A 13,137-nucleotide genomic window follows, 5' to 3' on the forward strand; every position below is an offset into this window, starting at 1 on the left:
GTCACCGGTCATGTGACGCCCCCGTCGGACGTCACCCGGTCGGGGCGATGCCCACGGTGTTCTTCAGCTCCATGACCAGTTGCGGGCTCAGCACCGCACCGGCCCGGTTGGCGAACAGCGTCATCTCGTAGGCGATGTTGCCGAGCTTCGCCTCCTTGGAGGCCACCACTCCGAGCACCGCTCCGGCGCCGAGGGCGGACACCAGGACGTGCCCCTCCTCGAGGTCGATGATGACCTTGTTGAGGCCGCCGAGTCCGTAGTTGCCCGAGGCCCCCATGGCGAGGCTGGTCATACCGGAGACGATCGCCGCGAGCCGCTCGGAGTCGGCCTGGTCGCGCAGCCGGGAGACCGCGATCAGCAGTCCGTCGGAGGAGACACCGATCACGTCGACGACTCCGGCCGTCTCGCTGGCGAAACGATTGAGCAGCCAGTTGAAGTCGGCGGCGGCGGTCTTCACGTCCGCCGCGGGCTCAGCGGTTCGGGACTCCGGCTCGCCTGTCCACATGGTCACGTGCTCATGCCTTCCGGGGAAGAGGGTCTTCTGTCGCGGACACCGGGTCCGGCCGGGCCCGCGGGCCCGCCGCCCGGCCTGTTCGCCCCGGCCGGGGCGTCCTCGGCCGCGCTCTCGCGTTCGGCCCGAAGCACGGCCGCCTCGAACTCGTCGAGTTCGTCGCGCGCCGCCTCGGCGTCCGTCGGTGCCCAGGAGGGCGGCCGACGGTGGGTCATGGGTTCCTTGGGCCGGGGCAGCCTGCTCGACGCCGTACCGGCCGACAGGGTCGCCCCGCGCACCCGGCGCCGCAGCGGACCGGCGTCGCCGGGCCGGGTCGGGGCCGCGGGGCCCGCGTCGGCCGGGGTTCCGGGCCGGGTGCCGCCGTGCGTCGTGGGGCGTTCGGCGCCGCTCTCCGTCACCGGTTCCGCGCGGCGGGCGTGGCCGGGGGACTCGGTCTCCTGGGAACGCGCGGGCACGCGGCGGGGCAGGCCCGCCGGTCCGGCCGGCGACTCGGCCCGCGCCGGGCGCGGCTCCCTCGGGCCGGACCGGCGCGCGGGTGGCTGGATGCGCGGGGGACGTGCCGCGGGGTGACCTTGCACGAGGTGGGACGCGGGCACCGCCACGGTCGCGGTGACGCCGCCGCCCGGGGTGCGGGACAGGACGACCTCGATGCCCCAGCGCCGGGACAGGCCGCCGACCACGAACAGACCGAGGACCTCCGTGGGCGCCAGGTCGAGGCGTTCGCGCCGGATCAGCCGGGCGTTCTCCTGTTCCAGCCGCTCGGGGCTCATGCCGAGCCCGTGGTCGACGATCTCGACGAGGGCTCCGCCGCCTCCGTGCCGGGGCCGCAGGACCACTTCGACACCGCTGGTGGCGGGGGAGAACATGACGGCGTTCTCCAGCAGTTCGGCGAGCATCAGCGTCAGGTCGCCGACGATGTCGGGGACGACGGTGACGTCGCCCTCGGCGTGCGGGGTGACGCGCTGGTAGCCCTCGATCTGGCCGAGCGCGGCACGGACGATGTTGCTGAGCCGCATCGGTTCGGTGGTGAGGCCGGTCTCGCTGATCCCGGCGAGCAGCATGAGGCTGTCGGCGTTGCGCTGGAGGCGGACCGCGATGTGGTCGATGCGGTACAGCCGGTCCAGCACCTCGGGGTCGGTCTCGCCTCGCTCCACGGAGTCGATCAGGGCGAGTTGACGTGCTGTCAGGTTGCTGACGCGACGGCCGACGTTGCCGAACATCTCGGCGATGTTGCGCCGGCCGACGACCTGGCGTTCCAGCAGCGCGGTCGCGGTGACCTGGACCTGGTTGAACGCTTCGGCCAGTTCCCCGATCTCGTCGCGCACCTGGACGGGGACGGCCTCCAGCCGCGGGGGGCTCGCGTCGTCGGCGTCGTCGTCGGCCACGCGGGCGAGTTCGGTCTGGGCGGCGGCGGCCACGTGCTGGGCCGCCCCCGTGAGCGTGCGCACGGTCCGCACCACGGAGCGGCGGGTCAGCACGGAGAACAGCAGCCAGGCGGCGAAGGCGAGCACGCTGCCGGTGATCAGCCAGGCCACCCGCCACCAGGCGTTGTTCGACGCGGACTGGGCGTCCGCGGCGATCTCGCCGATCAGCGACTGGACGACCTTCAGCCGGTTCTCGGCCTGCCGCTCGTAGGTGGGGTCGGCGCGCAGCGCGTCGTCGAGCGCGGCCCGCAGCTGCGTGGCGTTGTCGGCGACCAGCGCGCCGGTGTCGACCTGGAGCGCGGCCCAGTGCTGGGAGATGACGTTCTGGTAGGGGCTGCGCTCGATCTCGGCGAGTGCGGTGCCCTGCTCCTGGCTGGCGAACCGGGTGAACCGCTCGGCCTGGTAGGTGTACTGGTCGTAGTCGCCGACGGCACCGGTGAATTCGAGGAGCGCGTTGGAGTCACGGGTACGGGCGGCGAAGACGCTGGTCTCGAAGGAGGCGTGGGCGGCGTCGGCGCGCAGCAGCGCGTCGAGCAGATTGCCCGCGGACGAGGAGGACTCGCCGCCCGCCTGACCGAGACCGAGACCGTTGATGAGGTTCTCGATCACCGCTCCGTACGCCGGGTCGATGTTGTCGGCGGGGATCGGTCCCTGCTCGACGGTCTTGCGCAGGCTGTCCAGGCCCTCGAGTTCCTTCAGCGCCTCCGCCTCGCCCTCGGGCAGCCGGTCGCTGAAGGCCGAGCGGACGGCGTCGATGCGGATGCCGGACTCCTGCTGCGCGTCCAGGTAGGCGGAGGCGTCGGGCCGGCCATCCCCCGGGCGGGCCGCCTCGTAGCGCAGGGAGACGAGGAGGGCCTGCCGGTGCTCGGTCTGCACGGCGTCGATGAGCTTGGTCACCTGCGCGCTGTCGCGCACCAGTTGGGCGGTCTCTGCGGCCGAGCGCGCGCGGTCGATCTCACCGGAGACGACATAGGAAAGCATCACGGAGATGACCGCGAGCGGCACGATCACCAGAACGTTGAGTTTCCGGCGGAAAGGCCAACGGTCGAGCAGAGACGGTGTCCGGCCGGCCCCAAGAGCCGTGGACGGCTGTCCCGAGGTGGCTCTTCTGTGCGCGGGCACCCAACCTCCTTGACTTCATTCCCCGTTGGAAACCAAGCGACAGGCCTGCATGGAGCAATGGTCACGAACAGCACGATCGGCCCGACAAGTGGAAGGGGGCCCTCGGCGCGGCCAACACTAGCGGCTGGCGCAAGAGTACGGCCATGATCAACCGAAAAGTGAACTGCTCGGACGCCTGGTTCGACCGTATTTTGATCACGTTGTGCCTACAGGCTGAAGCTGTACGGTCCCCATCAGTGATCTATTCGTGCCTTGACGGTAGTTGAGGCCTCTCGATTGGATCGTCGGGACCGTCACCACCCGCACCCGGCGACCACCCGCCCCATTCATTGCCAAGTCTGGATGACCAACGTGACCATCGCCAGAAGCACTCGAACCTCCACAACTTACGCCGTTTCCCTGCTGGTTGTGGCCGCGGCCGCCCTGACGGGCTGCGGTTCCTCCGACGACTCCGGCAAGGACGACCCGTTGCAGGGCGACGCCGCCAAGGGCGGCACGGTCGTCGTCGGTTCCAACAACTTCCCCGAGAGCATCCTGCTCGCCGACATCTACGGCGAAGCCCTCAAGTCCAAGGGCATCAATGTCAGTTACAAGCTGAACATCGGCAGTCGCGAAACCACGTACGGCCTGATCAAGAACGGCACGATCACGGTGCTGCCGGAGTACAACGGCGCTCTGCTCGCCTACCTGGACGCCAAGGCCGTTCCGACGACCGTCGAGGAGACCAACTCGGCGATATCCGCGAAACTCGACGCCAAGCTCGCCCTGTTGACCTCGTCCAAGGCCGAGGACAAGGACGCCATCGCCGTCAACGAGGCCACGGCCAAGAAGCACGGCCTCACGGCCGAGTCGACCATCGCCGACCTGTCCGACGTGGCGAAGGACCTGGTCATCGGCGGTTCCCCCGAGTTCCAGACCCGGCAGCAGGGGCTGAAGGGTCTGAAGTCCGAATACGGTCTCGAATTCAAGAACTTCAAGGCGCTCGACGCGGGCGGCAACCTCACGACGACGGCCCTCAAGGGCGACAACATCCAGGCCGCGGACATCTTCACGACCGACCCCGGAATCGCCAAGAACAAGTTCGTCGTCCTGAAGGACCCCAAGAATCTCTTCGGATTCGAGAACGTGACTCCGCTGACCTACAAGAGCAACCTGTCAGCGGCCGGAGTCGCGGTGCTCAACGAGGTCTCGGCCAAGCTCGACACGGAAACCCTCGTGAAACTCAACGGCGAGGTGCAGAAAGGCGGCAAGGACCCGCGGGACGTCGCGAAGTCGTGGCTGTCCTCGGCCGGACTCGGCTGACCTTCGCACCGGCACCCCCGTCGAAGAGTGACGGGGGCGAATGCCCGCGGGCCGGGGAGCGCTTCTCCCCGGCCCGGTCTTCCGACCGCGTACGGCCGAGGAGTGAGAGTCCGTCATGCTCGAGCGCACGGCCGGCGCGGCCACCGGCGGCACCATCGTGGACCGCCCGCCGCGCGAGCCGGCCGGGGACGAGCACGACGGCACGGCACCGGCCGGCACGGCGTTCCTCGGCCGGAGCCTCGATGCCGCGGCGGTGGCCAGAGTCGCCGACGGAGCGGCACCTCCGCTCCCTGGTCAGCCCGCCCTCGACGCGATGGAGCGCAACCGGCGCGCCGCGCACCGACTGGCGGCCGAGGGCGCCCGGGTCTACGGGCGCAGTACCGGAGTGGGAGCGCACCGGGGCCTCGCTGTCGAGGAGCACGACGGCGCGGGCCACGATCTGCGCCTGCTGCTCAGCCACGCGGGCGGTGCGGGCGAGGCCCTGCCCACCCGGCAGGTCCGCGCGATGATGGTGGTGCGTGTCAGCCAACTCCTGGCCGGTGGCTCCGGGTTGGGACCCGAGATCGCGGTGGCCGTCACGGACGCGCTGCGCGCCGGAGTGCATCCCCTGGTCCCCGAGTACGGGTCCGTGGGCACCGGCGACCTGACGGCACTGGCCCAGTTGGGACTGGCCCTCTTCGGCCACGGCACCTGGCTGCGGGACGGGACGGACACCGGAGATCCCCTCCCCGCTGCCCGGCTCCCGGAGGGCTCGCTCCCGGAGGGTACGGCCCCGGAAGGCGCGTTCCCGCGAAGGCTGGCCATGCGACGAGGTGACGCGCTCGCCCTGCTGAGCAGCAGCGCCCTCACCCTCGGCCAGTCCGCGCTCGCCTGGCACGATCTCGGCGTCCCGCTCCGCGCCGCGCACCTGGTGGCCGCGCTCTCCCTGCACGCGGTGGGCGGCTCCCTCGAGCCGTACGCGCCCGAGGTCCACCGGGCCCATCCGCATCCGGCGATCGGGCGGGCGGCCGCCCGGGTCCTGGCCCTGCTCGGTGCGGCGGACGGGAACACGACGGCCCTGCCGCCACCGGCGAGCGGGGTGGCGGCGCGGGTGCAGGACCCCTTCGGTTTCCGCTGCTTCCCGCAGGCCCACGGCCCCGCGGTCCAGGCGTGGTCCGCCCTGGAGGAGGTGCTGTCGATCGACCTCAACTCCGCGACCGAGAACCCTCTCATCGGCTGGGACGCGACCACGGACACCCCCGTCGCACGGCACCACGGCGGCTTCTTCACCACGCCGCTCACTCTCGCGCTCGATCAGCTGGGCCTCGCCGTGCTCGGCACCGCCCGGCTCTCCGCGGCCCGCCTGTCGGCCCTCGGGCAGCCCGAACTGACCGGACTGCGGTCCTACTTGGCGGACACCTCCTCGGCCGGGTCGGGGATGATGATCCTGGAGTACAGCGCCGCGTCCGCCCTCGCCGAGGTTCAGGCGTGTGCCGCCCCCGCCGCGCTCGGACATGTGGTGCTGTCCCAGGGCATGGAGGAGGCGGCGACCTTCGCGACGCAGGCAGCCCGCAAGTCGCTGCGGCTGGCACCGGCGTACCGGCTGGTGCTGGCCTGCGAACTCGTCACCGCCGTAAGGGCGTTGCGGATGCGCGGCACTCCGCCCGCTCCGGACACGCCGGCCGGCCGCGCCTACCTCCGCGCGGCGACGACCCTGGACCCGGACCCGCGGGACCGCCCCCTCACGGACGACGTGACCCGCGCGGCCGCCCTGCTCGACGAGTTCGCCGCGCTCGTCGGCGACGACTGAGCGGGGCCGCCGCGCCGGCCCCCGGCCTCAGCCCCGCGCGCCCGGCGCGACGGATCCGGCTTCGGCCGTCACCCCCTCGCCCGCGGCGGAAGCGGCCTCGGTACCGGATCCGGAACTGGACCCGGTACCGGAACCGGCATCGCGGCTCGTCGCCCGTCCCGAAGCCCGGGGTGCGCCGGTCAAGCGCGCCGCGCGCTGGACGGGGACGAGGAGCGCGGCGAGGGCGGCGGCCAGGCAGAGCAGGGCGAGCAGCGTGAATCCGTGGGTGTACCCGGCCTCGTACGGCAGGCCCGAGGGCTGGAGCCGGCCGGTCACCAGGACGCTGGTCACCGCGGCGCCGATGGACCCGCCGATCGTACGGATGTTGGCGTTCATCCCGGTCGCGGCGCCGGTCTGCTCGGGCGGGACGCTGCCGACGATGAGGTTGGCCATCGAGGCGAAGGCCAGTCCGATGCCGAGGCCGAAGACACCCGCCGCGAAGGCGACGTGCCACGGCCGGTCGTGCCACACGGCGAGGAATCCGCAGGCGACCGCGCCGAGCGCGGCACCGGCGACCAGCAGCTTCTTGGCGCCGAGGACGGGCTCCAGTCGGCCGCTCAGTACACCCGAGCAGAACATCGCGACCAGCATCGGCAGCATGAGCAGTCCGGCCGAGGTCACGCTCGCGCCGAAGCCGTAGCCCGCGGAGCCCGGGGTCTGGACGAAACCGGGGAGGAAGGACCAGATCGCGTACATGCCCGCGCCGAAGAGCAGCGCGGCGGTGTTGGTCGTCCACACGGCGGGCAGGCGCATGATCCGCAGGTCGATGAGCGGGCTGCGGGAACGGGCCTCGGAGCGCAGCCAGAGCGCGAAGAGCAGCACGGCCGCGGCGAACAGGCCGATCGTCCTGCCCGATCCCCAGCCCCATCGGCTCGCCTGGCTGAGCGGCAGCAGCAGCGCCACGAGCCAGCCGGAGAGCAGCACGGCACCGAGCCAATTGACGTTCCCCTGGGCGCGTTTGGGTGACTCGGGGACGTACCGCAGGGCGATGAGGGCGGTGACCGCGACAACGGCGACGGGGATCCAGAACAGCCAGCGGTAGTCGAGCGCGGTGACGATCGGGCCGGCCGCCACCATGCCGACTCCCCCGCCGGCCGCGATCACGGCGGACAGGTTGCTGATGCTGCCGCTCACCCGGGACGCGGCGAACTCGTCCCGGATGATGCCGAAGGACAGCGGGAACAGCGCGCCGCCGGCGCCCTGGACGACCCGGGCGACGATCAGGACGCCGATGGTGGGCGCGAGCGCGGCGAGGAGGCAGCCCGCCAGGACGGCCACGAGAACGGCGACGAGGGTGCGTTTCCTGCCGGCCAGGTCACCGACCCTGCCGAGGATGGGGGTGAAGATCGAGGCGGACAGCAGGTACGCGGTCATCACCCAGGTCGCGGTGGACTGCGAGGTGTGCAGTGCGTGCTGGACGGTCGGCAGGGCCGGCGCGATCAGCGACTGCAGCATGGCGAACACGCCGGCACCGGTCGCGAGGACCGCGAAGGTGACACGGGTGGACGTACGGGGCATGAGGAGCCTCTCCGAACAGGATGCGGCCGAGGTCGTCGGGGCCACGGTCGGACGGGACGGACCGCGGGGCGGCGCCGGGCAGGCCGGCGGCCGCGAGGGCGGTCGCGTGGGTGGGGATCGGAACGGCGGGGCGGTGCGGTCACCGCGCGGGCCGCCGGGTGGCGGGGAGGGGGTGGGCGCCCGGCCGCGCGTGCGGCCGCACGCGTCCATGCCGGACGCACCCCGACTGGTAAAGTGGAGGTACCCCTCCACTGTAACGGAGGCGACCCTCCGCTTCAACCTGGATCCAGCCCGGGAGGCAGTAGTGACGGCACAGTCGTTCCCCGTCAGCGAGATCGTCGCGTCCCGGCGGCCGCACCGGAAGGACGCCGCCCGCAACTACGACGCGCTGCTGGCGGCCGCCCGCGAGGCGTTCGCGGAGAGCGGCGCGGAGGCCTCCCTGGAGGACGTGGCCCGACGGGCGGGCGTCGGCATCGGCACGCTGTACCGGAACTTCCCGACCCGCCGCCACCTGTTCGAGAGCGTCTACGCGGGCGAGGTAGACGACCTGTGCCGGGTCGCCGAGGAGGTCGCCGGCCTGGAGCCGTGGGAGGCGCTCACCTCATGGCTGCGCCGCTTCGTGGACTACACGGTCACCAAACGGGCCATCCGCGAGGCGCTCAACGACGAGTCGGAGATCTTCCTGGCCTGCCGGGAGTCGATGTACGCCGCGGGCGGCCCCCTCTTCGAGAGGGCGCAGAAGGCCGGGGAGGCCCGCGCCGACATGAACTTCGACGACCTGCTGCGGATGGTCGCCGGCATCACGGCGACGAACTTCCTGGACGACGCCCAGCGCGACCGCGTCCTGTCGGTGGCGCTGGACGGGGTCCGCAGCGCCGGCTGACCTCCGCTCTCCCTGCCCGTCCGCATCCGCACGCCGCCGGCCTGCCCGCTCCGGGCGGCCGGTGTCCCGCCGCGCCGCCGGAAGCGGCCTCCCCCGAGAGCCTCATGACCGGTGAAGGCCCACCGGCCCGGGCCGCTGGGCTACAGTCGGCGCGGTCCCCGGTCAGACGCTCTGCCGTGGGTGGTGGTGCGCTGGGGGATGACGACGTCATGCGGTACGAACACGTGGAACTGCCCGGTTACGAGGTCCAGGAGGTCCTGGGGCGGGGCGGCTTCGCCACCGTCTACCGGGCCCACCAGTCGGCGGTGGGCCGGGAAGTGGCGCTGAAGGTGGACAGCAGGGCGCTGACCTCGGCCCGTGACCGGCGGCGCTTCCTGCGCGAGGTCACGGCGGCGGGCCGCCTGTCCGGGCATCCGCACGTGGTCCCGGTCTACGACGCGGGTGTCCTCGACGACGAACGCCCCTACATGGTCATGGAGTTGTGCCCGGGCGGCTCGCTCGGCGACCGACTGCGCCGCCAGGGCCCCCTCGACCTGGAGGAGGCCCTCGACATGGGAACGGGCATCGCCGACGCGCTGGCGGCGGCGCATGCCGCCGGGGTGCTGCACCGCGACATCAAGCCGGGCAACATCATGATCAACCGGTACGGCGCCGCCGCCCTCACCGACTTCGGCCTCGCCGCCATGCCCCGGCCCGGCGCCGAACTGTCGGTGACACGCGAGGCGTTGACCCCGGCGTACGCGCCACCCGAAGCCTTCCACCTGGCCGAACCCACGACGACCGGCGACGTGTACTCACTCGCGGCGACGCTCTACGCCCTCCTGGTGGGCCGCCCGCCGCACCACCCCGAGGACGGCACCCAGCTCAGCCTCGCGGAGCTCATCGTCCGGCACACCTGGCCCTACGCGGACCTGCCCGGGGTACCGGCGCCGCTCAACGAGGTGCTGAGACACGCCCTGTCGACGGATCCGGCCTCCCGGACGCCGGACGCGGCGACCCTGCGCGACGCCCTCGCCGCCGTGGACGTCGAGGGCGCCCGTCGCACCGGTTTCGGCCCGGCGTTCCGTACGGTCGGCACCGTTCCGGCACACCGGGACGCGCCGCCCGCGCCGTACGCCCCGCCGGCCACCTTCCCGCCGCCGCCTTCGGACATGGCGGCGCCCCGTCCGTACGGGGACGGTGGTCCGGAGGGGAACGGCGGTCCGGACGGGAACGGCGGTCCGGACGAGGTGGGCGACAAGCGGGAGGGCGCGTCGTACCGCCGTCCCGCCCGGGGCTCGGGGGACGCCCGGAGCGGCCGGGACAACCGGGGCGCGGGGACGGACACGGCGACGAAACCGGCGGACCACGGGACCTCGCGGCGTCGGCCCGTGCTGATCGCCGCGTTGGCGGTGGTGGTCTCGGTGAGCGTGTCCGTCACCTGGGTGATCCACGAGTACGGGACGCCGGGCGGCCCCGGCTCCTCGTCCACCGGGTCCCCGTCCCCCAGCGCCACGCACCAGGGTTCGCCGGGCGGGAACTCGGGGTTCGGCACCCGGACCACCCGTCGCGGCTGCGCCGCGGCGGACGTCGAGGGCATCGGCGGCCGTTGTGTCACGAGCGCCGAGTGCTGGAGCGGCATCACCGACAACGCGGGGACGATCACCGTCAGCCGCGCCGACTGCCACGTCTCGCACGTGTGGGAGACGTTCGCCATCGCCCCGCTGCCCGAGGACGGGACGACGTACAACGCGAGGGACCTCGTCAAGCATCCCGACGTACGGACCCTGTGCTCCCAGCAGGTCCTGCGGAGCTCGCTGACACCCACCGGCCGCACGGTCGACGCCGCATGGGACGTGGACGTCCTCCCGCCGACCGCCGAGCAATGGGGTGCGGGGCTGAGGGTGTTCCGCTGCGTCGCGGCGGCACTCACACCCGACGGACAGACGACGGAAAGCCACTTCGGGGTGGACGGGTGACCCGTGCACCCGTGCACCCGTGCACCCGTGCACCCGTGCACCCGTGCACCCGTGCACCCGTGCACCCGTGAGGACAACGATCTGACGCGGCGCCGGAATGCCGCTCAGGCGCAGCCGATCGTTCCGGTCACCGCGCCGTTCCCGCACCGCACAGCCACACCCACCGTCGCCGCTCCGTGAAGCACGTGACGGCGGCCAGCACGGTGACCGGGACGGCCGCCCAGGCGGGCCAGGCCAGCCACGAGGACACCACCGCCGCCACGAGCTGGAGGAGAACCAGCAGCACGGTCGCCCGACCCGGCACCGGAACCATGACGTTGCTCTTGTCCCCCGGCGTGGCGAAGACGGTCGGCAGGCCGATCAGCAGCACGACGGAGAGCACCGCGAGCGCCACCGAGTGGCCGGACAGGGCCCAGGGGGTCGCCACCCAGGCCACGAGTTCGGTCGCGAAGCGCAGAACGGACGGCATGCGGTCGTCGGGGCGCCCCGGCGCGGTCTCTCCCACAGCGGTTTCGGTCACCGCGTGACGATCCCACGCGCGCGGCGCGACCGCCAGAGGCGGCCACTCGGCATGGATACCGCCATCCCCACGACGTCAACCACCCCTGCCCACCGCGAACTTCTCGATGGCCTGATCTCCCGGAGCGCTCCCGGATCTCCTTGAAGCGGACCACCCGTGGAAAGTGGATTCTGTATACTGTCGTCACCAATCAGCCCCGGTTCGGAGGCGACATGGACGATCTGGATCCCGAGGTGGTGCTGGGCATGGCCGCCCAAGCGCCCGACGGTGTGGTGATCATCGACAGCGAAGGTCTGATCCGCTACTGGAACCGGGGCGCCGAGCGCGTCTTCGGGTTCCCGGCCGCCGAGGCGGACGGCCGCAGTCTCGACATCATCATCCCGGAGAAGCACCGCCGTCGTCATGGGGACGGCTTCCGCACGGCCATGGAGCGGGGCGCCACCAAGTACGGCGAGGCCGACCTCCTGACGGTCCCCGCGCTCGCGGCCGACGGCAGGACCCTGTCCATCGAGTTCAGCGTGGTGCTGTTGACCGGGAGCGACGGCGCGCCCTACGTCGGTGCCGTCGTCCGGGACGTCACCGCCCGGCGTTCCAGGGAGCGGGAGTTGATGCGACGGCGGGCCGAGACCGGCACCGACCGCGCGACCGTATGACCCTCTGATCTCGCAACTCCCGCAAGGAAGGGACTTTCGGCGTCCTCTCGGCCGCCAAGTGCCCCGCGAACGGCATCCGTTCACGGGGCACTTGCGCATGCGGGACTCTCGGACCCGCATCCATGGGTCAGGCGACGACCTTCCCCTCGCGCAGCCTGCGGACGGCGTCCGCCGTGTAGCCGAGGCCGGCCAGCACCTCGTCGGTGTGCTCGCCCAGCAGGGGTGCCCCGACGATCTCGGGCTTGAACGCGGAGAACTTGATCGGGCTTCCCACCGTCAGATAGGTGCCGCGTTCCTTCTGCTCGACCTCGACGATCGTGCCGCTCCTGCGCATGTCGGGGTCCTCCGCCAACTCCTTCATGCTGAGCACCGGGGAGCACGGCACCTCGAAGGCGCTCAGGACGCCGACCGCCTCGTACTTGGTCTTGTCCGCCAGCCACTTCTCGATCTCGGCGAAGATGTCCATGATGCGCGGCTGTCGCGCCAGGGCGGTGCTGTACTCCGGGCCCTCGGCCCAGTCGGGACGGCCGATGGCCTCGCAGGTGCGGGCCCAGTTCTGCTCCTGGATCGTGAAGTAGATGTAGGCGTTGGGGTCGGTCTCCCAGCCCTTGCACCTGAGGATCCAGCCGGGCTGCCCGCCGCCTCCCGCGTTGCCGCCGCGCGGGACCGCGTCGCCGAACTCGCCGTTCGGGTACTGCGGGTACTCCTCCAGGTGGCCGACGCGTTCCAGGCGCTGCTGGTCGCGGAGCTTGACCCGGGTCAGGTTGAGGACGGCGTCCTGCATGGACACCGAGACCTTCTGGCCGAGGCCGGTGGCGTCGCGCTGGATGATCGCGGTCAGCAGACCGATCATCAGGTGCATGCCGCTGTTGCTGTCGCCGAGCGCCGAGCCGCTGATGGTGGGCGGTCCGTCCCAGAACCCGGTGGTCGACGCGGCGCCGCCGGCGGCCTGGGCGACGTTCTCGTACACCTTGAGGTCGTTCCACTTGGAGTCGTCGTTGAAGCCCTTGACCGAGCCGAAGATCAGCCGCGGGTTGAGCGCGTGGAGGTGGTCCCAGCCGAGACCCATGCGGTCCATGGCGCCCGGCGCGAAGTTCTCCACCAGGAGGTCCGCCCCGAGGATCAGTTTCTCCATGACCTCCTTGCCCTCGGGTGACTTGGTGTTGATGGCCAGGGAACGCTTGTTGCTGTTCAGCATGGTGAAGTAGAGGGCGTCGACGTCCGGTATGTCACGGAGTTGATGACGCGTCACATCGCCTCCGTCGACGCGCTCGACCTTGATGACATCGGCGCCGAACCAGGCGAGCATCTGGGTGCACGCGGGACCGGCCTGGACGCCGGTGAAGTCGATCACCTTGATTCCGGCGAGCGGCTTTGCACTCATGGTGGATTCCTTCTCGTCATTGAACTCGGTGCGG

The 13,137-nt window shown here is 71.8% G+C and carries 10 protein-coding genes; 5 read left to right on the forward strand and 5 right to left on the reverse strand.

Annotated features, from left to right (window positions below; all coding sequences use genetic code 11):
* Nucleotides 1-31: 31 nt before the first annotated feature.
* Together ACFYW7_RS14295 and ACFYW7_RS14300 are read right to left on the reverse strand one after the other, a co-directional pair.
* Complete coding sequence (locus ACFYW7_RS14295; RefSeq protein ID WP_389502692.1) at nt 32-505, reverse strand: roadblock/LC7 domain-containing protein; 474 nt, start codon at nt 503-505, stop codon at nt 32-34.
* A 2-nt stretch (nt 506-507) separates the two neighbouring features.
* On the reverse strand, nt 508-2,946 hold the full coding sequence (locus ACFYW7_RS14300) for an ATP-binding protein (RefSeq protein ID WP_389501748.1): 2,439 nt from the start codon (nt 2,944-2,946) through the stop codon (nt 508-510).
* A 453-nt stretch (nt 2,947-3,399) separates the two neighbouring features.
* On the opposite strand from ACFYW7_RS14300, the gene ACFYW7_RS14305 reads away from it, so the two are divergent.
* The gene (locus tag ACFYW7_RS14305; RefSeq protein WP_389501750.1) at nt 3,400-4,359 is read left to right on the forward strand and encodes an ABC transporter substrate-binding protein; all 960 of its coding nucleotides are present in this window, start codon (nt 3,400-3,402) and stop codon (nt 4,357-4,359) included.
* A gap of 115 nt (nt 4,360-4,474) precedes the next feature.
* On the forward strand, nt 4,475-6,148 hold the full coding sequence (locus ACFYW7_RS14310) for an aromatic amino acid ammonia-lyase (protein WP_389501752.1): 1,674 nt from the start codon (nt 4,475-4,477) through the stop codon (nt 6,146-6,148).
* Nucleotides 6,149-6,175: 27 nt separating this feature from the next.
* Here the strand turns inward: ACFYW7_RS14310 and ACFYW7_RS14315 are convergent, their stop codons facing one another.
* Complete coding sequence (locus ACFYW7_RS14315; protein ID WP_389501755.1) at nt 6,176-7,705, reverse strand: MFS transporter; 1,530 nt, start codon at nt 7,703-7,705, stop codon at nt 6,176-6,178.
* Nucleotides 7,706-8,009: 304 nt separating this feature from the next.
* Here ACFYW7_RS14315 and ACFYW7_RS14320 point away from each other — a divergent pair, with 304 nt between their 5' ends.
* Together ACFYW7_RS14320 and ACFYW7_RS14325 are read left to right on the forward strand one after the other, a co-directional pair.
* Nucleotides 8,010-8,588 (forward strand): TetR/AcrR family transcriptional regulator, encoded by a 579-nt coding sequence (locus ACFYW7_RS14320; RefSeq protein WP_389501757.1) that lies wholly within the window; start codon nt 8,010-8,012, stop codon nt 8,586-8,588.
* A 209-nt stretch (nt 8,589-8,797) separates the two neighbouring features.
* A complete protein-coding gene (locus tag ACFYW7_RS14325) occupies nt 8,798-10,546 on the forward strand; it encodes a serine/threonine-protein kinase (protein WP_389501759.1) in 1,749 nt (582 codons plus the stop codon).
* 127 nt (nt 10,547-10,673) lie between these two features.
* Here ACFYW7_RS14325 and ACFYW7_RS14330 read toward each other — a convergent pair whose 3' ends face one another.
* Nucleotides 10,674-11,015, reverse strand: coding sequence for a hypothetical protein (locus tag ACFYW7_RS14330; RefSeq protein ID WP_389502694.1), 342 nt, complete (start codon nt 11,013-11,015; stop codon nt 10,674-10,676).
* A 263-nt stretch (nt 11,016-11,278) separates the two neighbouring features.
* Here ACFYW7_RS14330 and ACFYW7_RS14335 point away from each other — a divergent pair, with 263 nt between their 5' ends.
* Nucleotides 11,279-11,719, forward strand: coding sequence for a PAS domain S-box protein (locus tag ACFYW7_RS14335; protein ID WP_389501761.1), 441 nt, complete (start codon nt 11,279-11,281; stop codon nt 11,717-11,719).
* Between the two features lie 127 nt (nt 11,720-11,846).
* Here ACFYW7_RS14335 and frc read toward each other — a convergent pair whose 3' ends face one another.
* On the reverse strand, nt 11,847-13,103 hold the full coding sequence (gene frc, locus ACFYW7_RS14340) for a formyl-CoA transferase (protein WP_389501763.1): 1,257 nt from the start codon (nt 13,101-13,103) through the stop codon (nt 11,847-11,849).
* Nucleotides 13,104-13,137: the final 34 nt, after the last annotated feature.

The sequence above is a fragment of the Streptomyces sp. NPDC002580 genome (genome assembly GCF_042889485.1).
Lineage (GTDB): Bacteria > Actinomycetota > Actinomycetes > Streptomycetales > Streptomycetaceae > Streptomyces.

Bases quoted from the DNA above. Each gene is read 5' to 3' on its own strand.
- ACFYW7_RS14295 (WP_389502692.1), bottom strand. From the start codon at position 505: ATGTGGACAGGCGAGCCGGAGTCCCGAACCGCTGAGCCCGCGGCGGAC.
- ACFYW7_RS14305 (WP_389501750.1), top strand. From the start codon at position 3,400: ATGACCAACGTGACCATCGCCAGAAGCACTCGAACCTCCACAACTTAC.
- ACFYW7_RS14310 (WP_389501752.1), top strand. From the start codon at position 4,475: ATGCTCGAGCGCACGGCCGGCGCGGCCACCGGCGGCACCATCGTGGAC.
- ACFYW7_RS14315 (WP_389501755.1), bottom strand. From the start codon at position 7,705: ATGCCCCGTACGTCCACCCGTGTCACCTTCGCGGTCCTCGCGACCGGT.
- ACFYW7_RS14325 (WP_389501759.1), top strand. From the start codon at position 8,798: ATGCGGTACGAACACGTGGAACTGCCCGGTTACGAGGTCCAGGAGGTC.
- ACFYW7_RS14330 (WP_389502694.1), bottom strand. From the start codon at position 11,015: ATGCCGTCCGTTCTGCGCTTCGCGACCGAACTCGTGGCCTGGGTGGCG.
- ACFYW7_RS14335 (WP_389501761.1), top strand. From the start codon at position 11,279: ATGGACGATCTGGATCCCGAGGTGGTGCTGGGCATGGCCGCCCAAGCG.
- frc (WP_389501763.1), bottom strand. From the start codon at position 13,103: ATGAGTGCAAAGCCGCTCGCCGGAATCAAGGTGATCGACTTCACCGGC.